The sequence below is a fragment of the Amycolatopsis sp. AA4 genome (assembly GCF_002796545.1).
Classification (GTDB): domain Bacteria; phylum Actinomycetota; class Actinomycetes; order Mycobacteriales; family Pseudonocardiaceae; genus Amycolatopsis.
Window position 1 is genome coordinate 7,301,905 of sequence record NZ_CP024894.1, and the last position, 18,260, is coordinate 7,320,164.

18 protein-coding genes are annotated in these 18,260 nt (G+C 70.2%); 6 read left to right on the forward strand and 12 right to left on the reverse strand.

The features are described from left to right. Position 1 precedes the first annotated feature (1 nt). The 4 genes from efeO to CU254_RS33630 all read left to right on the forward strand — a co-directional run bounded on the left by efeO (position 2) and on the right by CU254_RS33630 (position 3,994). Positions 2-1,153: an iron uptake system protein EfeO gene (gene efeO, locus CU254_RS33615; protein WP_009083372.1), complete on the forward strand. Its 1,152-nt coding sequence runs from the start codon at positions 2-4 to the stop codon at positions 1,151-1,153. Beyond that, positions 1,150-2,409 (forward strand): iron uptake transporter deferrochelatase/peroxidase subunit, encoded by a 1,260-nt coding sequence (gene efeB, locus CU254_RS33620; RefSeq protein ID WP_009083374.1) that lies wholly within the window; start codon positions 1,150-1,152, stop codon positions 2,407-2,409. The genes efeO and efeB overlap by 4 nt, the downstream gene beginning before the upstream one ends. 105 nt (positions 2,410-2,514) lie before the next feature. Next, positions 2,515-3,579, forward strand: a complete 1,065-nt coding sequence (locus CU254_RS33625) for an LLM class flavin-dependent oxidoreductase (protein ID WP_199786052.1) — start codon at positions 2,515-2,517, stop codon at positions 3,577-3,579. Between the two features lie 4 nt (positions 3,580-3,583). After that, the gene (locus tag CU254_RS33630; RefSeq protein WP_009083377.1) at positions 3,584-3,994 is read left to right on the forward strand and encodes a PPOX class F420-dependent oxidoreductase; all 411 of its coding nucleotides are present in this window, start codon (positions 3,584-3,586) and stop codon (positions 3,992-3,994) included. A gap of 74 nt (positions 3,995-4,068) precedes the next feature. On the opposite strand, the gene CU254_RS33635 is transcribed toward CU254_RS33630, so the two are convergent. The 7 genes from CU254_RS33635 to CU254_RS33665 form a co-directional block, all read right to left on the reverse strand. Next, the gene (locus tag CU254_RS33635) at positions 4,069-4,632 is read right to left on the reverse strand and encodes a hypothetical protein (protein WP_009083379.1); all 564 of its coding nucleotides are present in this window, start codon (positions 4,630-4,632) and stop codon (positions 4,069-4,071) included. Further along, positions 4,632-5,978 (reverse strand): hypothetical protein, encoded by a 1,347-nt coding sequence (locus tag CU254_RS33640; RefSeq protein WP_009083381.1) that lies wholly within the window; start codon positions 5,976-5,978, stop codon positions 4,632-4,634. The genes CU254_RS33635 and CU254_RS33640 overlap by 1 nt, the downstream gene beginning before the upstream one ends. Then, a complete protein-coding gene (locus CU254_RS33645) occupies positions 5,978-6,781 on the reverse strand; it encodes an ABC transporter ATP-binding protein (RefSeq protein ID WP_037715663.1) in 804 nt (267 codons plus the stop codon). Before CU254_RS33645 ends, CU254_RS33640 begins: the two co-directional genes overlap by 1 nt. 20 nt (positions 6,782-6,801) lie before the next feature. Then, positions 6,802-7,590 (reverse strand): zf-HC2 domain-containing protein, encoded by a 789-nt coding sequence (locus tag CU254_RS33650; protein WP_009083385.1) that lies wholly within the window; start codon positions 7,588-7,590, stop codon positions 6,802-6,804. A 29-nt stretch (positions 7,591-7,619) separates the two neighbouring features. Beyond that, positions 7,620-8,174 carry an RNA polymerase sigma factor gene (locus CU254_RS33655; RefSeq protein ID WP_009083387.1) on the reverse strand — a complete coding sequence of 185 codons (555 nt, stop codon included), beginning with the start codon at positions 8,172-8,174 and terminating at the stop codon, positions 7,620-7,622. Between the two features lie 852 nt (positions 8,175-9,026). After that, positions 9,027-9,941: a MazG family protein gene (locus CU254_RS33660; protein WP_037715665.1), complete on the reverse strand. Its 915-nt coding sequence runs from the start codon at positions 9,939-9,941 to the stop codon at positions 9,027-9,029. After that, positions 9,938-10,936 carry a hypothetical protein gene (locus tag CU254_RS33665; protein WP_199786053.1) on the reverse strand — a complete coding sequence of 333 codons (999 nt, stop codon included), beginning with the start codon at positions 10,934-10,936 and terminating at the stop codon, positions 9,938-9,940. The genes CU254_RS33660 and CU254_RS33665 overlap by 4 nt, the downstream gene beginning before the upstream one ends. An 81-nt stretch (positions 10,937-11,017) precedes the next feature. On the opposite strand from CU254_RS33665, the gene CU254_RS33670 reads away from it, so the two are divergent. Beyond that, the gene (locus CU254_RS33670) at positions 11,018-11,431 is read left to right on the forward strand and encodes a hypothetical protein (protein WP_009083393.1); all 414 of its coding nucleotides are present in this window, start codon (positions 11,018-11,020) and stop codon (positions 11,429-11,431) included. A 74-nt stretch (positions 11,432-11,505) separates the two neighbouring features. Here the strand turns inward: CU254_RS33670 and mfd are convergent, their stop codons facing one another. Genes mfd through CU254_RS33680 form a run of 3 tightly spaced genes read right to left on the reverse strand, consistent with a single transcriptional unit; the run spans position 11,506 to position 16,286 of the window. After that, positions 11,506-15,066 (reverse strand): transcription-repair coupling factor, encoded by a 3,561-nt coding sequence (mfd, locus tag CU254_RS33675; protein WP_037718409.1) that lies wholly within the window; start codon positions 15,064-15,066, stop codon positions 11,506-11,508. Positions 15,067-15,119: 53 nt separating this feature from the next. Next, the gene (locus tag CU254_RS43360; RefSeq protein WP_009083396.1) at positions 15,120-15,296 is read right to left on the reverse strand and encodes a hypothetical protein; all 177 of its coding nucleotides are present in this window, start codon (positions 15,294-15,296) and stop codon (positions 15,120-15,122) included. A gap of 39 nt (positions 15,297-15,335) precedes the next feature. Next, complete coding sequence (locus tag CU254_RS33680) at positions 15,336-16,286, reverse strand: LLM class flavin-dependent oxidoreductase (protein ID WP_009083398.1); 951 nt, start codon at positions 16,284-16,286, stop codon at positions 15,336-15,338. An 88-nt stretch (positions 16,287-16,374) separates the two neighbouring features. Between CU254_RS33680 and CU254_RS33685 the strand changes: the two genes are divergently transcribed. Further along, entirely contained in the window at positions 16,375-17,151 is a 777-nt protein-coding gene (locus CU254_RS33685) for a helix-turn-helix transcriptional regulator (RefSeq protein WP_009083400.1), read from the forward strand. Here the strand turns inward: CU254_RS33685 and CU254_RS33690 are convergent. Continuing rightward, entirely contained in the window at positions 17,129-17,635 is a 507-nt protein-coding gene (locus CU254_RS33690) for a DedA family protein (protein WP_009083401.1), read from the reverse strand. The two genes, CU254_RS33685 and CU254_RS33690, sit on opposite strands and share 23 nt — an antisense overlap. After that, the gene (locus CU254_RS33695; protein WP_009083403.1) at positions 17,607-18,242 is read right to left on the reverse strand and encodes a class I SAM-dependent methyltransferase; all 636 of its coding nucleotides are present in this window, start codon (positions 18,240-18,242) and stop codon (positions 17,607-17,609) included. The genes CU254_RS33690 and CU254_RS33695 overlap by 29 nt, the downstream gene beginning before the upstream one ends. Positions 18,243-18,260: the final 18 nt, after the last annotated feature.

The window sequence follows — 18,260 nt, forward strand, 5'->3', positions numbered from 1 at the left end:
AGTGCCCCAGTTCCGCAAAACCTCGACGGCTGTGCTCACCGGCCTCGGCGCGCTCGTCGCGCTGACCGCCTGCGACAGCACGAACTCCGCGTCCGGTCCTTCCGGCGCGGCGTCGGGCGGGCCGATCAAGGTCGAGGCGTCCGACACGTCCTGCTCGGTGTCGGCGACGACCGCGGCCGCGGGCAACCTGACCTTCGAGATCGCCAACAAGGGCACCAAGGTCACCGAGTTCTACCTGTACGCCGAGGGCGACCGGATCATGGGCGAGGTCGAGAACATCGCGCCAGGGCTCAACCGGCGGCTGATCGTCGAGGTCCCGGAGGCGGGCAAGTACCAGACCGCGTGCAAGCCGGGCATGTCAGGCAACGGCATCCGCGGCGACTTCACCGTGACCGGCGGTGCGCAGGGCCAGAGCAACGCGAGCGCGCAGAAGACCGCGGCCACCAAGAGCTACGCGACCTACGTCGAGAACAACAGCTCGGCGCTGGAGACCGAAACCGAGAAGTTCGTCGCCGCGGTCAAGGCGGGCAAGGTCGACGAGGCCAAGGCCGAGTACGCGCGCACTCGCGTGTTCTACGAGCGGATCGAGCCGGTCGCGGAGAAGTTCGGCGACCTCGACCCGTCGATCGACGCCCGCGAGGCCGACGTCGAGCCGGGCCAGCAGTTCACCGGGTTCCACCGGCTGGAGAAGGACCTGTGGACCACCGGCCTGAAGCCGGACAGCCCGCAGATCGCGGACAAGCTGCTCACTGACGTGAAGGCTCTGGTCGCCAAGACCAAGACGCTGCAGCTGAGCGTGCTCGACCTGGCCAACGGCGCGAAGGGCCTGCTCGACGAGGTCGCGACGAAGAAGATCACCGGCGAGGAGGAGACCTTCTCGCACACCGACCTGTGGGACTTCCAGGCCAACCTCGACGGTTCCAAGGGCGCGATCGCCGCGCTGCGGCCGATCCTCCAGGAACGCGACGCGGCCCTGGTGTCCACTTTGGACAAGGAGTTCGCGAACGTGCAGGGGCTGCTCGACAAGACCCGCTCCGGGGACGGTTTCAAGTACTACAACGAACTCTCCCAGGACCAGGTCAAGGCCTTCGCCTCGGCGGTCGACGCGCTGAGCGAGCCGCTCAGCAAGGTCGCGGAGGTCGTCGCCAAGTGACCGAGGAGGGGACGCAGGTTTCCCGCCGGAAGCTGTTCGGGCTGGCCGGCGCGGGTGTCGCGCTGGCCGGCGCGGGCGCGGCGGCCGGGGTCGGCATCGACCGGCTCGGCGGCAGCACGCCCGCCTCGGCCGCGGTGTCCACTGTGGACTTCCATGGTGAGCACCAGGCCGGGATCGTCACGCCGACGCAGCAGAACCTGCATTTCGCCGCGCTCGACGTCACCACGAAGGACGTCAAGAAGCTCCGCGAACTGCTGCGCACCTGGACGGCCGCGGCGCGCCGGATGACCGCGGGCCAGGACGTCGGCCCGAACGGCGCGCTCGGCGGCTCCGCGCAGGCCCCGCCGGACGACACCGGCGAGGCGCTCGACCTGCCCCCCTCCGACCTGACCCTGACGATCGGCTTCGGCCCCTCGCTTTTCGACGACCGGTTCGGCCTCGCCGCGAAACGCCCGCCGCAGCTGATCGACCTGCCCGCGTTCCCGAAGGACAAACTCGACCCGGCCCGCAGCGGCGGCGACCTGTGCATCCAGGCCTGCGCGAACGATCCGCAGGTGGCGGTGCACGCGGTGCGCAACCTGGTGCGGCTGGGCTTCGGCGTCACCGAGGTGCGCTGGTCTCAGCTCGGATTCGGGCGCAGCTCGTCGACGTCGCGCGCGCAGCAGACGCCGCGCAACCTGTTCGGGTTCAAGGACGGCACCAACAACATCAAGGCAGAGGACACCGACGTGCTCCGCGACCAGGTGTGGGCGCAGGCCGGTGACGGGCAGGCGTGGATGGCCGGCGGCACGTACCTCGTGGCCCGCCGGATCCGGATGCACATCGAAACCTGGGACCGCGAAACGCTCGCCGGACAGGAACAGATCGTCGGGCGCACCAAGGGAAGCGGCGCGCCGCTCGGCCAGGCCGGCGAGTTCGACCCGGTCGACCTGCAGGTCGGCGGCGCGGGCGGGACCCCGATGATCGCCGAGGACGCGCACGTCCGGCTGGCCTCGCGCCAGACGCGCAACGGCGTGCAGATCCTGCGCCGCGGCTACAACTTCGTCGACGGCTCCGACGGCGTCGGCCACCTCGAGGCCGGGCTGTTCTTCCTGGCGTTCAACCGCGACACCCGTAAGCAGTATGTCCCGATGCAGCAGGTGCTGTCGTCGAAGGACGCGATGATGGAGTACCTGCAGCACACCGGTTCCGCGCACTTCGCGATTCCGCCGGGCCTTACTCCGACCAGCAACTGGGGCGACGGGCTCTTCGCCTGACCAGTACAAACCTCCCCGCCTCGCCACTGCGTGGGACCGGTTGCCGGTGCCCTCCGGGCAAGCGACGGTGACCGCGTTCGTCCGCGCGAGGTGAGGAGTTCGGTCGTGGTCGCAGTGGCACAGCCGCGGTTCGGGGTATGGGCGGTCGTCTACGGGTCGTGGGGCCCGTTCGATCATCCGGACGACCCGGTGGACGCCAGCTGGGAGCGCAACCGGCGGCTGATCGTCGAGGCGGACCGGCTCGGCTTCGATTCGACGCTCATCGCCCAGCACGTGGTGAATCCGTTCGGCGACGAACTGGACCAGCTGGAGACGTGGACGTCCGCGGCGGCGCTCGCCGCGCTCACCGAGCGGATCGAGATCATCGCGGCGATCAAGCCGTACCTCGTGCATCCGGTGGTGCTGGCGAAGCAGGCGCTGCAGATCCAGGAGATCAGCGGCGGCCGGTTCGGGCTGAACCTGGTCAACGCCTGGTACAAGCCGGAGCTGGCGCGGGCGGGCATCCCGTTCGCCGAGCACGACGAACGGTACGAGTACGGCCGCGAATGGATCAGCGTCGTGCGCGGTCTGCTGGCCGGCGAGCGGGTTTCGTTCGAGGGCAAGCATTTCCAGGTCGACGGGTACCAGTTGCGGCCCGCCGGTTCGGCACCGACCGTGTACGTCGGCGGCGAATCGGACCCGGCGCGAGCGCTGGTCGCGGACAAGGCCGACGTGTGGTTCATCAACGGGCAGCCGAAGGAGAACGTCGCCCGGCTGATCGAGGACGTCGCGGCCCGTCCGCGGGTCGGCACACCGGTCCGCTTTGGACTGTCCGCCTTCGTGGTCGCCCGCGAAACCGACGCCGAGGCGGAAGCGGAGCTGGCGGCGTTGTGGGAATTGGCCGAGGCGGGCAAGGCACGATGGGAGGCGCTGGTCGCGGACGCCGACCCGAAGGCCGTGATGTTCCAGACGTTCGCGAAGTACCCGCACATCGGCACGAACGGCGGCACCGCGGCCGGCCTGGTCGGCAGCTACGACACCGTCGCCCAGCGAATCCGCGAGTGGGCTGACCTGGGAATCGAGACGTTTATGCTGCAATTTCAGCCCTTCGAAGCGGAGATGCGGCGGTTCGCCGAGCACGTGCGCCCCCGCGTGCGCTTGACTTCAAGCAAACTTGAACTTGCACAGTAGGCGCATGTTCACCGACGCGGAACTCGCCTACCTGGCCGCCCAGCCGCTCGCCCGGATCGCCACGCAGCAGCCGAACGGCACCCTGCAGGTCAGCCCGGTCGCGTTCTCCTGGAACCCGGACACGCGCACGATCGACGTGTCCGGCTACCGCCTGACGAGAAGCCGGAAGTACCGCAACGTGGAGGCCAACGGCCAGGTCGCCCTCGTGGTCGACGACCAGCCTTCGACGAACCCGATGCGCATCCGTTGCCTGGAGATCCGCGGCCGGGCGGAAGCCGTGCCGGACGCGTTCGCCCCGGACGGTCACCTCGACGGCACCGTCATCCGCGTTCACCCGCAACGCATCATCAGTGTCGGCATCGACGACCCCGACCACGACCCGCTGGACCTGAAACCGAACAACCGCGACGTCTGAAGGCGCGCCGGTCCGCAGTCCCGCCCCTGCCCGGGGGAGGGACGGGACTGCGCCCGGCTTGCCGATCCGCTCGTTCATCGACGCGCACCGGCCACTGTGTACGCCGCTGTTCCCGCCAGGAACAGCAGCCCGGCCGCCCACCCCGCGGCGGTCGAGTCCGCCGTCGCCATCGGCCAGGCCACGAGGTCGTGAATCTGCCCGGTGGTGCGCGGGACGAAGACCGCCGTCATCGCCCAGCCGAGGGGCAGCGTCCAGCCGAACTGGCCGCCGAACAGCGTGGCCGCCAGCCCGGTCAGGCCGAGGAACCCAGCCGCGTCGCGCAGGATCCAGCCAGGGTCCATCGGGAGATCGACGAAGCCTTGTGCCGCAAGCATTACTCCACCGGCGACCACACCGATCAGCAGCAAGTGCGCTAGTCGTCGGGGCGGCCAGCGGAAGGAGGCCGTGCGGTCCAGATCGATGTCCTGTCCGCTCAGGCCCACGCCTGCCACCGCGACCGCGGCACCGAGGCTGACGGTCGCGAAGAAGTTCGACCAGTTCTCGCCCAGCAGCGGCGGGAGAACGGCGGCACAGAGCAACGTCGCGGCCAGCGACATCGCGAGGTGGCGCGAACGCGCGTACAGCACTGTCCACCGCATTAGCGCGCACCCTCGGTGAGAATCTTCAACGGGTCGCCGGTGCAGGTCAGCTCCGCCTGCCGCGCCGCGGCCATCCGGGCGATCTGTTCCGCCTCTGGCACTGCCTTCAGGGACGCCCATGCTGAGTCCGTCCACGGCTGCAGCGGAGGCTGAATGCGCGAAGCTGGCGGCGTGTACGAGCCGAGCAGCCACTGCGCCATCACCCAGCGCGCAGCGTCCTCCCGGCCGTTCTGCTCGCCGCCATAGGACGCGGCGTGGCAGGGCGACGTCCCAGCTCCACTCAGCAGCGCCGTGGTGAGGCTCGGCCCGCTTTTGTTCTGCATCGCGTAGTCGTCCCGGTTGATCAGCACCCGGGACGGATCTCGCGGGCCGACCTTGTTGGTCCGGAACGGCTCTGTCGACTCCTCGATCCGGCTCGGCGGGTGCGGCAGTTTCCCCAGTCGCCGCAAGGCCTCCTTGCCTGGACCGGCCACAGTGGACAACCAGTCCTCGTGCAAACGGGTGACGCACACTGGACCGTCGCAGACCAGCGCGGAGGCCGTCTTGTCCGGGACGTAATTATCCGTCGACCACGCGGGGAAGAGCGGCAAAGCCACCGCCAGGCCGGCCGCCACCGGGAGCAGCGCCAGCGCCTTGGTGCGCGCCGAACTGGCCAGCAGCAACAGGATTCCCGCGGCAGTGAGCCCAAGCAGCCAGCTCAGTTGCCCGAGCTCCACCGCGGGGCTCGGCAGGTCGAATGGACCGTGCGGCAGCACTTGCCCGATCCCCAGCAGGACCATCGCGTTGGGCCCAGCTCCGTTCATGCCCGACACCTGCGCGAACAACCCGCCGGCCAGCGCGAGCACGGCGAGCACCGGAGCGGTGATCGGATGCGGCAGGAGCCGTCCGAGGCCGAGCCCCAGCACTGCCCCGGCGACCACGGACAGCACGCCGAGCACCAGTTGCATCACCCAGGCCGTGGTGAACAGTCCGCCCTTCGCGATGACCTGCCCGACCCCGACCGCGACGAGCGCCAGGTAACCCGCCGCCGCGGTGAGCCCGAGGGCGAGACCGAGTGTGGCGGCCCGCTGCCCGGCAGGCCGAGGCGTGGAGCCGAACAGTTCGCCGACCCCAGCCCGGGCGTCCCGCATGCCCTGGATCGCCGCTGCCCCGACGATGATCGGCCACATCAGCACCAGCAGGTAGCGCGGCCACCGCACCGCGGTCAGCCAGGTCGCGTTCCAGGCCGCGGAATCGTAGTTCCACGGTCCCTTCGAGAACACGAGCAAGCCAAGGCTCACGGTCAGCATCGCGACCGGCACCCAGGGAGCGATGGTGCGCCGGAGTTCGATCCGGAACGCGCTCATCACCAGGCCCCCTTCCCCTGCGCGTGCCCGAGCAACGCCGAATAGCCTCGCTCGATCGGGCTGTCGCCGACGTCCGCCTCGCTGCCGGCCGCGGCCAGATCGGCAGGCGTGCCTTGGAAAACCAGCTTCCCGTCGGCGAACAGGACGACGTCCGAGCACGCCGCGGCGACGTCTTCGACCAGATGGGTGGACACGACGACGCACGCGTCCCGGCCGATTTCCTGCAGCAGCTCCCGGAAACGCAACCGCTGCGCCGGATCGAGCCCGGCGGTGGGTTCGTCGAGCAGGAGGAGCACCGGGTCGTTCACGATCGCCTGCGCGATGCCGACCCGGCGAATCATGCCGCCGGACAGGGTCTTCAGTTTGTCCCCGGCGCGGTCGGCGAGACCGACCCGCTCGATCGCGCGCTGCACCGCGCCCGGCACCTCGCGTTTGGGCATCTCCTTGAGCCACGCCAGATATTCGACGAACTCGCGGACGGTGAACCGCTTGTAGTACCCGAAGGTTTGCGGCAGATACCCGATCCGGCGGCGCAGGCCGCGCTGCTCGAAGCGCCCCCCGATCGGCTCTCCGAGCAGCGTGAGTGTGCCTTCGGTCGGGCGCAGCACCGTGGCCAGGGTGCGGATCAAGGTGGTCTTGCCCGCACCGTTCGGCCCGAGCAGCCCGTGCACGCCCGTGCCGAGCGCGAGGTCGAGTCCGTCGACCGCCATTTTCTTGCGGCCGACCCGCACTTTGAGCGCCTGGGCCTGGATTTCCCAGGCGTAGGTCGCCGGAGCGACCTCGGCGGCTTCCACAGCTCGCATCAGTGTCCCCTCTCTTTCCGTCAGTGCTGCGCAGCAAGCTGCGTGAAGGTGTTCCGGCGAAGCACTACGAACACGGACCCGACGACGGCGGCCGCCAGCCAGCCCGGCCAGGCGACGTCCTCCAGCAGGACCGAACCCCCGAACGCGACGCTCGGCACTACCAGCGCTCCGACCCACAGGCCGACCAGGATCGACGCCGCCCAGGCGACCCCGATGAACGTGCCGAGCGCGAGGGTCCCCGTGGTGAACGCGAGACTCGGCAGCAACCCGAAGCCCATCCGCGCGCCGACCAGCCAGCCCGCGGCGAGCAGCACGGCCAGCACCGGCACCACGACCGCCGTGGTCCGGCGCAGGACCAGTTCCAGCCCGGCGCGCGGGGTGGCCGCGGTGAGTTCGTACGACGGATCCAGCCCGCGTGACCACGCCGCCGCCACCCCGAAGACCGGCAGCACCGGCGAAAGCAGCTGCACGAACGAGAGCCCCTCGCGCAGCGACCGGTCGAGGTAGACCGACAGCCCGCCGACCACGAGGACCATCAGCAGCCAGGGCACCATCACCGGCGTCGCCCAGCAATGCAGCCACGCCGCGGCCCGGCGCGGCGTCGGCTGCGGTGCTTCGGCGAGGCTCGGCTCGAGCCCGGCCCACACGGTGTCGACCAGACCGGCCACCTCGGCGGTGGACGCCCCGGCCAGCCGCGCCCGGCATTGCGCGCACTGCTCCAGGTGCCCTTCGATCGCCCATGTCTCGTCCCCCGGCAATTCGCGACCGGCGACGTAACCGGCGAGCATCAGGTCGGATACGTGGTTCATGGCTCGGCCTCCTTCCGACAGTCCTGGTTTCACGACAACGCCTGCCGCATCGCGATCCGGGCGCGGCGGGCCCGGGTTTTGACCGTGCCCTCCGGCAAACCGAGCAGGATCGCGGTCTCCCGGACCGACAATCCGTCGAGCGCCATGGCTTGCAGGACCTCGCGCAGCTCCGGGGCGAGGCTGCGCAGAGCATCGCCCACCGAATCGCCGACCGTGCCCGCCAGCGCCTCCTCCTCGGCGGCGGGCGAGGACAGCGACTCGTGCACTCCCGGCGGCGGGTGCGCGTGATGCGCACGCCGGCGGAACGCGTCGATGAGCCGCCGCACCGCGATCGTCCACACCCACCCCACGGCGGACCCGCCGGCGACGACGCCCGCGAACGAACCCGCGGCGCGCCACACGGCGAGGTAGGTCTCCTGCATCACCTCCGCGATGATCTGGTCATCGGAGCAGCGGTGCCGCAGGCGTATCGCGAGCCACGGCGACGTGCGGCGATAAAGCTCTTCGAACGCCGCACGGTCGCCGCGGGCGGTGCGCCGGAGGAGGCGTTCCTCGTCCGGCACCCTGGGTGGCTTGTGCTTCACACCCGGCAAGACGCCACCTCCGCGCTTCCGGTTCTCTAAACTCAGTGATCTGGGTCACATTTGCTGACTGGGCCGCTGACCGACGCAATCGTGCCCGCGGGAGGGCGGGGGCATGGGCGGAAGGGCGGGGTCTCCGTCGTTCGAGTGAGGGCGATCGTGGCGGAGAGGCTGGGGTGGCTGAGTGCGATGGGCGAGCGTCGATGGATGGAGGCGTGGCCAGCGAGTGGCAGTGCGGAAGCGGCGCAGACACGAGAACGCAGGCATAGCAACGGAACGCGAACAACTCGCGCAGGGCGGAGCAGGACGGCCCACCGGTGCGATCCTGCGGAAGAGCGTGGGCGGAAGGGCGCGGTCCTCGCTCGAGTGAGGGGCAACCGTGACGGAAGGCTGGGACGCCGGAAGGGATGGGCAACGCCGAACAGTGCATCGGCGGACGGAGGCCTGGCCAGCGATGGGCGGTGCGTCCCAACGCGGCAAGCGGCGTAGCCACGAGAGCGCGGCGTGCAACAGCGCGGGGAAGCAGGCACCTAGCGCCCGGCCTGGGTTCTGGTGGGTGTCGGCACCGGTTAGAACCGGTGCCGACCAGAACCCCGTCGCCTCGAAAGAGCAGCGGACCGCGAAACCCGCGCCGCGCACCAGTTCCCTGGCGAGCCGCCCACTACATCCCAGGCGAAAGGTCCCCGGTGACGAAGGCTGTTTTCACCCTGCACCGCGCCGCCCGACTCGCGCTGATGCTGCGCAGCGGTCCGGTGCATTGGGGCATTCCAGCCGATTTCCTTCGCGGATCCAGCGAACCGCCCGCCAGCCGTTACCCGCCCACGCCGCGGAAACCCAACCCACGCAGCGAACGCATCAAGCCGAAGGCCAGAACTTCCGCCAGCCCTCGGCCTCCAGCGTCGTCGGTTCCACCCCGGCCTTCCGAGCCGCCGTCTCCGCCGCGCGGATGTCGCGGGCGAACTGTTTCGCCACTGCCCGCAGCTCGCCCTCGGGGTCCAGGCCGCCTCGGCGGGCGGTGGCTGCCGTTCGGAAGAGCTGGGCGGGGGCTGAGGAGTCCTGCGGGAACAGGTCCAGCGGGATTCCGGCCCGGCCGCTGCGTTGGCCGAGTTTTCCGGCCAGGGCGACCGCGGGCTGGCCGAGTGCGACTCCGTCCACAATGGACTTGCGTTGTTTCTCGGCCTGCTTCAGCTCTTCCCACTTCAGCTCTTGGTGCTCGGCGGAGGCGATGCGGGCCGCGTCGGCGAAGACGTTGGGGTGGCGGCCTACCAGTTTGTCCACCAGGTCGCGGGCTACGTCGTCGATGGTGAAGGGGGCGCGGCCGTGTTCGGCGGCTACGCGGGCGTGGAACAGGACCTGGAGGAGAACGTCGCCCAACTCCTCGCGCAGGGCCGCTCGATCGTTGTCCTCGATGGCTTCCAGCAGTTCGTACGTTTCCTCGACCAGGTACTGCCGCAGGGATTCGTGCGTCTGCCGGGCGTCCCACGGACAGCCGCCGGGCGAGCGCAGGCGGTCCATGACCTCGACCGCTTCGACGAGCGGCGGCACGGGGGTTTCGATCAGCTGCGCGCCGGCGGCGAGCATTGCGGCCGCGGTCGGTTCGGTGCGGGAAGCGGCGAGCAGCACGATGTCCGCGGACGGCTGGCCGACCGGCGGTACGCCGAACTGCGCGGGGTCGACGTCGGTCGCGGCGTATACGGCGCTGGTGCGGAGCAGAGGCAGCGCGGCCGCGGGCAGGGTCGCGCCGCGGACCAGGACTACCGTGCCGGTCACTGCTGCGCCGGGGCACCGCCGCGCACCGGCACGGCCACACCCGTCACCTCGGCTGCGCTGGGGGCGAGGTTCATGCCTACTGCGTCCCACACGCCGTAGCGCGGGTTGATTTTGAAGTCCACGTTTCCAACATACGGCTGCAGCATCCGCACGCCGATCGCGCCCAGCTCGGCCGCGGTCGGCTGCTGGACCTGGTCGGTGGCGACCTTCGCGTCCGTCGACCGCTTCCGCACCACAGCGGCGACCCACCAGGTCGGCGCGCTCACCGGGTTCGGCTGGTACGCGATGGCGGTGTTCGCGGGCACGCCGAACAGCACGGTCGCGGCGTCTTGCGGCGACGACAGCGCGGGAGCCTGCTGGCCCACGTTGCCCTGCGCGCCGCTCTGGAGGTCGGCCCGGATCTTGCCCGGGTTGCTCGCGTATTCCTCGGCCTTGGCGATGGCCTGGCTGCGCGCGGTCTTCGGGTCGATCGACGGGGCCTGGCTCTCCGAGGTCGGCGCGCCGATGCTGGTGTAGTCGAAGTTCACCGAGAGCGTCGGCAGGTACTTGAGCGCGATCCGCTGCTGCAGGTACTGATCAGTAATCGCCTCGCGGTGATCGCGCAGCCGCCAGACGAGCTGAGTGACGGCCGCGGACTGGTCCTGCGTGACGGCCTCGGGCACCGGCGACGCGAGCGGATCTTGCTGCATGGCCTCGCTGACAGTGGCCTCGTCGACCGAGATGCCTTCCTTCTGCGCGGCCTTCACGACGACGTCGTGCAGCAGCGTCTGCCGGACGATCTCGCGCCCGACGAGGTCGAGCTGGTGCCGCGACGCGAGCTGCCGCGCGTACGGCTGCTCCTGCACGGCGCGGTCGAGCAGCGCCTGAACCTGGTCGATGGTGGTGACCTGACCGTCGACGACCGCGGCCATGCCCACCTGACTGGGGCCGGTACCGCATCCGGCGAGGAGGAAAGCTCCGGCGAGAACGGCGCCCAGCGCACGGCGGCGCCCCATGATCCGCATCACAGGCCCTACCCTCTCACATGGCCTCGAAACGCAACACCATCGAGGCATTCAGCGGGCTATTGTCGACATATGGACTCTTGGTTGTCGATCGAAGTCCTCGACGGGGCCTTCGCGGCGAGCGCGTGGCAACGTGCTCACGGCGATCGGCTGACCGAGGCCGCGCTGACCAACGGCGCCGAACAGTGGACGTGGCACGTCCACCGCTGGGGCGTGACGCTGGAGATCGAGTTTTCCTCGGAGGAGCAACGAGATCGCTTCCGGCACCTGCCCGCCGTGACCGCCGCTCTCGACGCGGTGCCGGACCCGGAACACGGCCTGCTCGTGTATCCGGGCCGCGGCGGCGGTTCGGGAGCCCGGGTGCCGCGGCGTCCCCGGCCGTTGCCGATGTCCGGCTGCGGGGCGCTGCCTGCACCGCAGGAGGAAGTGTCGCTGCGGCTGGCCACAGCGGAACCGCCCGGGTTCGAGGTCTGCTCGGCGCGCTGAAACCGCGGAAAGCGCACCGCGGCCGAGCAAAAGCGGCGGAACCACGCCGAGACCGGCGAGGCCCGCCGCACCGCTCACACCGCCGCCGGGGTTTTCGTCAGCTGCGCCAACAGCTTCGTGCACCAGTCAAGCAGTTCCTGGTCCCGCAGCACCGGCGCGCCCATCCGGCCGCCCGCGGGGCCTTCGGTCGGCTTCGGCACCGACACCGTGTTGGTGATCGCCTTGTACATCGCCTTGGGGTACAAGCGTTTCAGCCGCACCAGCTGCGAGTCCATCAACGGCAGCGGCGCGAACCGGATCGTGTTTCCCTGCGCCGCGACCTCGGTGACGCCGGCGGCGCGGCAGGCGTGCCGGAACGCCGCGACCGCGAGCAGGCGCGTGACCGGGGCGGGCGGCTGGCCGTAGCGGTCGACCAGTTCCTCGCGCACCGCGTCGAGCGCCGCGGTGTCGGGGGCCGAGGCGATCTTGCGGTACGCCTCCAGCCGCAGCCGTTCGCCGGGGACGTAGTCGTGCGGGATGTGCGCGTCCACCGGCAGGTCGACGCGGACTTCGGCCAGTTCCTCGTCCTCCGCCGGCTCCGCGCCCGCGTGCCGCCGGAACGCCTCGACCGCTTCGCCGACGAGCCGGACGTACAGGTCGAACCCGACGCCCGCGATGTGCCCGGACTGTTCCGCGCCGAGGATGTTGCCCGCGCCGCGGATTTCGAGGTCCTTCATCGCGACCGCCATGCCCGCGCCGAGTTCGGTGTTCTGCGCGATGGTGGCGAGCCGGTCGTGCGCCGTCTCGGTGAGCGGCGCTTCCGGCGGGTACAGGAAGTACGCGTACCCGCGCTCGCGGCCGCGCCCGACCCGGCCGCGCAGCTGGTGGAGCTGGGCGAGGCCGAGCATGTCGCCGCGCTCGACGATCAGCGTGTTGGCGTTGGAGATGTCCAGGCCGGTCTCGACGATCGTGGTGCAGACGAGGACGTCGTACTCGTTCTCCCAGAAGCCCTGGATGATCTTTTCGAGCTTGTCCTCGTTCATCTGCCCGTGCGCGGTGACGACGCGCGCCTCCGGCACCAGCTCGCGGATCCGTTTCGCCGCCTTCTCGATCGACGACACCCGGTTGTGCACGTAGAACACCTGGCCGTCGCGCAGCAGCTCGCGCCGGACCGCGGCGCCGACCTGCTTGTCGTCGTACGCGCCGACGTAGGTCAAGATCGGGTGCCGGTCTTCCGGCGGCGTGAGGATGGTCGACATCTCGCGGATGCCCGCCAGCGACATTTCGAGCGTGCGCGGGATCGGCGTGGCCGACATGGTGAGCACGTCGACGTGCGTGCGCAGTGCCTTGATGTGTTCCTTGTGCTCCACGCCGAACCGCTGCTCCTCGTCGACGATCACGAGGCCGAGGTCCTTGTAGCGGATACCGGTCTGCAGCAGCCGGTGCGTGCCGATGACGATGTCGACCTCGCCGTCGGCGAGCTGTTCGAGGATCCGGTCCGATTCCGCCTTGTGCGTGAACCGCGAAAGGCCCTTGATGGTGACCGGGAACGACCGCATGCGTTCGGTGAACGTGTTCAGGTGCTGCTGCGCGAGCAGCGTGGTCGGCACGAGCACGGCGACCTGTTTGCCGTCCTGCACCGCCTTGAACGCCGCGCGCACCGCGATCTCGGTCTTGCCGTAGCCGACGTCGCCGCAGATCACGCGGTCCATCGGGACGCCGCGCTCCATGTCCGCCTTGACCTCGTCGATGGCCGCGAGCTGGTCGTTGGTCTCGGTGAACGGGAACGCGTCTTCCAGCTCGGACTGCCACGGCGTGTCCGGTCCGAACGCGTGGCCGGGCGCGGCTTGCCGGGCGGCGTAGAGCTGCACCAGCTCGGCGGCGATCTCCTTGACCGCCTTTTTGGCGCGGGCCTTGGTGTTCTTCCAGTCCGAACCGCCGAGCTTGTTGAGCGTGGGCAATTCGCCGCCGACGTATCGGGACACCTCGTCGAGCTGGTCGGTGGGCACGAACAGCCGGTCGCCGGGCTGGCCGCGCTTGGACGACGCGTACTCGAGCAGCAGGTACTCGCGGGTCGCGCCGGCGACCGTGCGCTGCACCATTTCCACGAACCGGCCGATGCCGTGCTGGTCGTGCACCACGTAGTCGCCCGCCTTGAGCGCCAGCGGGTCGACCGCGCCGCGGCGGCGCGACGGCATCTTGGTGTTCAAGTCCTTTGTGGACGATCCAGCGGTGGCGCCGCGGCCGGTGAGGTCGGCCTCGGACAGCACCACGAGCGCGCGCTCCGGCGAGACGAAGCCCTCCGCGAGCCCGCCGCAGGTGACCGTGACGACCCCGGCCGGCGGCACGTCGGAGAGCACCTCGACGTGTTTCGCCGGTACCTCGGCCGCCATCAGCTGCTCGACCGCGCGGCTGGCGGTGCCCTGTCCGGCGACGACGAGCACGCCGGTGCCGCCGGCCGCGAGGTGCGCGCGCAAGTCGGTCATCGCGCGTTCCAGCTCGCCCCGGTAGGCGGGCGCGGGCTCGATGCCGACGCGGTAGACGTCCGGGTCTTCGCTGGTCAGCTGGGTGAGCGTCCACCACGGACGCTTCGTCTCCTGCGCGTGCGACGCGATCTCGGACAGCTCGCGGTACGCCGACGCGCCGAGGTCGATCGGAGCCTGCCCGCCCGCCGCGGCGGTGGTCCAGGAGGCCTCGAGGAACTCCTGCCCGGTGCGGACGAGGTCGGCCGCGCGGGCGCGGATCTTCTCCGGGTCGGCCAGCAGGACGTGGCTGCCCTGCGGCATCGCGTCGGTGAGCAGGGCCAGTTCGCCCTCGCAGAGCACCGGGATGAGCGCTTCCATGCCCTCGACCGGGACGCCGCCGGAGAGCTTGGTGAGCATTTCTGCCAGGTGCGCGTCGGCCTCGTAGGTGGTGGCCAGCTCCGCCGCGCGCGCCTTGACGTCCGGCGTGAGCAGCAGTTCCCGGCACGGCGGCGCGGTGACCCGCTGGATCTCGCCGGGCAGCGAACGCTGGTCGGACACCGCGAACGCGCGGATCTCGCTGACCTCGTCGCCCCAGAACTCGACGCGGACCGGATGCTGCGCGGTGGGCCCGAACAGGTCGAGGATGCCGCCGCGGACCGCGAACTCGCCGCGCTTCTCGACCATGTCCACGCGCGTGTAGGCCAGCTCGACAAGCCGTTCGAGCAGGTCCTCGAAGCTCTGCTCCTCGCCGACGACGAGGTCGATCGGCGCGAGCGAACCGAGCCCGGGAGCCATCGGCTGGATGAGGCTGCGGACGGTCGCGACCACGACCCGCAGCTGCTCGTCGCCGGTGTGCAGGCGGTGCAGCACTTCCAGCCGCCGGCCGACCGTGTCCGCGCGCGGGGAAAGGCGCTCGTGCGGCAGCGTCTCCCAGGAGGGGAAGTCGGCCACGCGATCGGGGCCGAGCAGCGCGCTGAGCGACGCGGTCAGCTCGTCGGCCTCGCGCCCGGTCGCGGTGACGGCCAGCACCGGACGGCCCGCACCGCCGCGCTCGGGGTCTTCGGCCAGCGCGGCGGCGACGAGCTGCCGTACGGCGACAGCGCCTTGCAGTTCGAGCAGCGGGGCGCCGGCGCGCTCGACAACGCCGCGCAGCGCCGGGTCGGGAAGGATGGCTTGGAGGAGTCCGGACAGTACAGCGTCGGTCACCAACCCAGACTACGTCGTGGGACCGACATTACTTTCGATCACCGCTGCCGAGGCTGCCCGCGAGCACGGTCAGCAAGCCGATCGCCGGGGCCGCCGCGGACACTGACCAGCACCAGGAAGCTCGCCGCGGCGACCACCGCCCAAACCAGCACGACGGAGCCGGTCTTCTTGCGGGCGACCAGCGTCGCGACCGCCAGCAGGGTCGCTGCCGTCATGATCCCCGGCCACGGGGTAATTCCTGCGACCCACGCTGATCAACACGGCGCAACGCTGGGCAACGACGAGGAAGCTATCGAGTCGATCACCTCCGCCAACAGAGGCAGCTGCCGCTCGACCGAACCGGGTTCCAGGGAGCCCACTCGCAGCAGTACGTGCTCCGCTCCGGCCTCCGCGTATCGGCGCACCGTTGCCGCGACCTCCGTGATCGGGCCGGTCACCGTCGCCTGGATGGTGCGGATCTGCTCCAACGGGCGCCGGTAAGTCGCCTGTGCGTAGTCCTCCAGGACACGGAGGCCGCGGCGCGGGTCGGGGTCTACGTAGGCCGTCAGGAACAGCGACGGGGTGACCGGGCGATCGCTGGTGGCGCGGATCGTCGCCAGGCCGGACGCGTAATCCGCGGGGTTCGGCGGGTACGGGAGCCAGCCGTCGTAGTGCAGCGCGGTGCGGCGGAGCGCGGCTGGCGTCGCGCCGCCCAGCCAGATTGGCGGGCCTTTGGGGCGCGCGGGGCGGACCGCCGGGGGCAGCCAGTCGTAGTGGAGAACCTTGCCGTGGAACGACTGGGACTGGCCGGTCCACAGCTCGCGCCACAGGGTGACGACGTCGTCCAGATGCGAGAACCTCGTCCGGAAATCGACCCCGGCCAGCTCGAATTCGAGCTCGCTGAAGCCGGGGAAGCCCGCGCCGACGCCGACTGCCAGGCGTCCTTCGGAGAGCAGCTCGAGGGACGCGAGGGTCATCGCGGTCTGAACCGGGTTGCGGTGCGCGGGAAGCAGGACGGCAGTACCGACGGTGACGCGTTCGGTGGCCTGTGCGACCGCACTGAGCAGGGTGAGGGGTTCGATCCGGGGGCGGGAAAGCGAGTCACCGGCCCAGATCGACGCGAATCCGAGTCGTTCGGCTTCGCGGGCCAATGCGACCAGGGCACGCGGGGTGCCGCCTGCTTCGAGCTGTGCCTGTCCGGCGGGGAGAAGAAGTCCGAATTCCACGCCGCCGACGATCCAGCGCGGCCCGGTGTCCCGGCAATTCCCTGCGGGGAATGGCCCAGCGCAAGAAAGCTCCGCCAGAATCGCGCACGTGCCCGCTTCGTTCGCCGACGCCTTGCGCGACGCCCGTTCCCGCCGCCGGCTCAGCCAGCTCGACCTCGCGCTGAAAGCCGGGACGACGCAACGCCACGTCAGCTTCATGGAACGCGGCCGTTCGCTGCCTGGTCGCGGCATGGTGGTGCGGGTCGCCGAGGCGCTCGGCCTGCCGCTGCGCGAGCGCAACGCCTTGCTGCTGACCGCCGGATACGCGCCGGTCTATCCCGAGACCCGGCTGGACGACCCCGCGTTGACGCCGGTGCTGGAGTCGTTGCGCGCGCTGCTCGCCGGGCACGAGCCGTACCCGGCGCTGGTCGTGAACCGCTACGGAGACCTCGTCGCGGCGAACGACAGCTTCGACCTGCTGACCGAGGGCGTCGCGGCGGACCTGCTGGAACCGCCGGTCAACGTGCTGCGGCTGGCGTTGCACCCGCGCGGGATGGCTCCGCGCATCCAGAATTTCGCCGACTGGGCGCAGCACGTGCTCGAACGCCCTCGCCGCGGTCTGGCCAACGGACCCGACCCGCGGCACCAGGCGTTGCTGGACGAACTCACCGGGTACCTGCCCTCGCCCGGCGAGCCGTCCGGCGACCATCTCGGGTTCGCCGTGCCGCTGCAGCTGTCCAGCTCTGCGGGCGACCTGCGGCTGCTCACCGCGATCACCCAGTTCGCCACCGCGGTCGACGTGACCGTCGCTGAGCTGAGTCTCGAAACCTTCCTGCCCGCCGACGCTTCCACCGCGGAACTGCTCAAGGCGCGACCCAACCGGTGACCTGACCCATCGTCAGCTCCACGCCCGCCCACAGCACTGCCGCGCACAAGCTTCCGACGAAGAAGCGTCGGTACGACAGTCCGGCCGAACCCGCCACGCGCGGCACGAGTGTGCGTACGCCGGCGAGACATCGTCCTAGGACGACTGCGGGCACGCCATAACGCGCGACGGTCGCTTCAGCCTTGTCCCACTTCGCTTCGCCGATCCGTTGTCCTACGCGCGAGCGACGCAGCTTCGGACCCCACAGTCGTCCCTCCCAGTACGCGAGCTGGTCCCCGGCTAGCGCCGCCGCGACGCAGACCGTGAGCGCTGGCCACAGCTGCAAAGTCCCTCGCTGCACAAGGAAACCCATGAGCAGCAAGGTGGACAGCGTCGGCAGCACGATGCCGGGCAACAGCGCTGTCTCGGCCATGATCACCAGCGCGCAGATCAGGTAGACAAGCGGCGCGGGAGCGTCAAGAAGTGGCTGAAGCAGGCTGTCCATACCGGTCCAGTCCCGACCGCACGGGCAAGGCCGCGCGGTACACGTACGCCGGCGGCAGGTTCCGCCAAACCACACTGGTGCGTTCGACAACCGCGAAGCGGCTTCGCAGCAACCACGCGAACCGACGCGCTGGCGGGGTCCAAGCGGTGTGCGCGTACGCGAAGGTGGTGAAGCGGCCTTGTGGAGAAAGCACGTCGCAGACGGCATTCAGTACCGCTGCCTGCGGTGCGGCGTGCATCGCTGTCCACGGCAGACCGGAGACAACCACATCGACCGGCATGGTCACGTACGCAGCGACGTGTTCCGCGGAACCCTCCGCAACGTGCAGCGACGGGAAGCGTGCGCGCAGCTCCTGTACGAGGTGGGGATTGATCTCTACCGCCGTGAAGTGCGCGTCGCGCTGAAGCATGCGAAGCAGCATTTCGGTGAACACACCTGTTCCTGGCCCCAGCTCCACGACGCTGTGCGCGCTTTCGACGCCCAGCCCGGCAGTCATCACTCCGGCCAGCCGTGCCGAACTGGCCGCGATCGCGCCGGTCCGCATCGGGTGCCGGAAGAACTCCCTGGTAATCGACATGTTTTCGACGGTAGGAAGCACTTCGGTCATCGCGGATCGGCTCGGTCG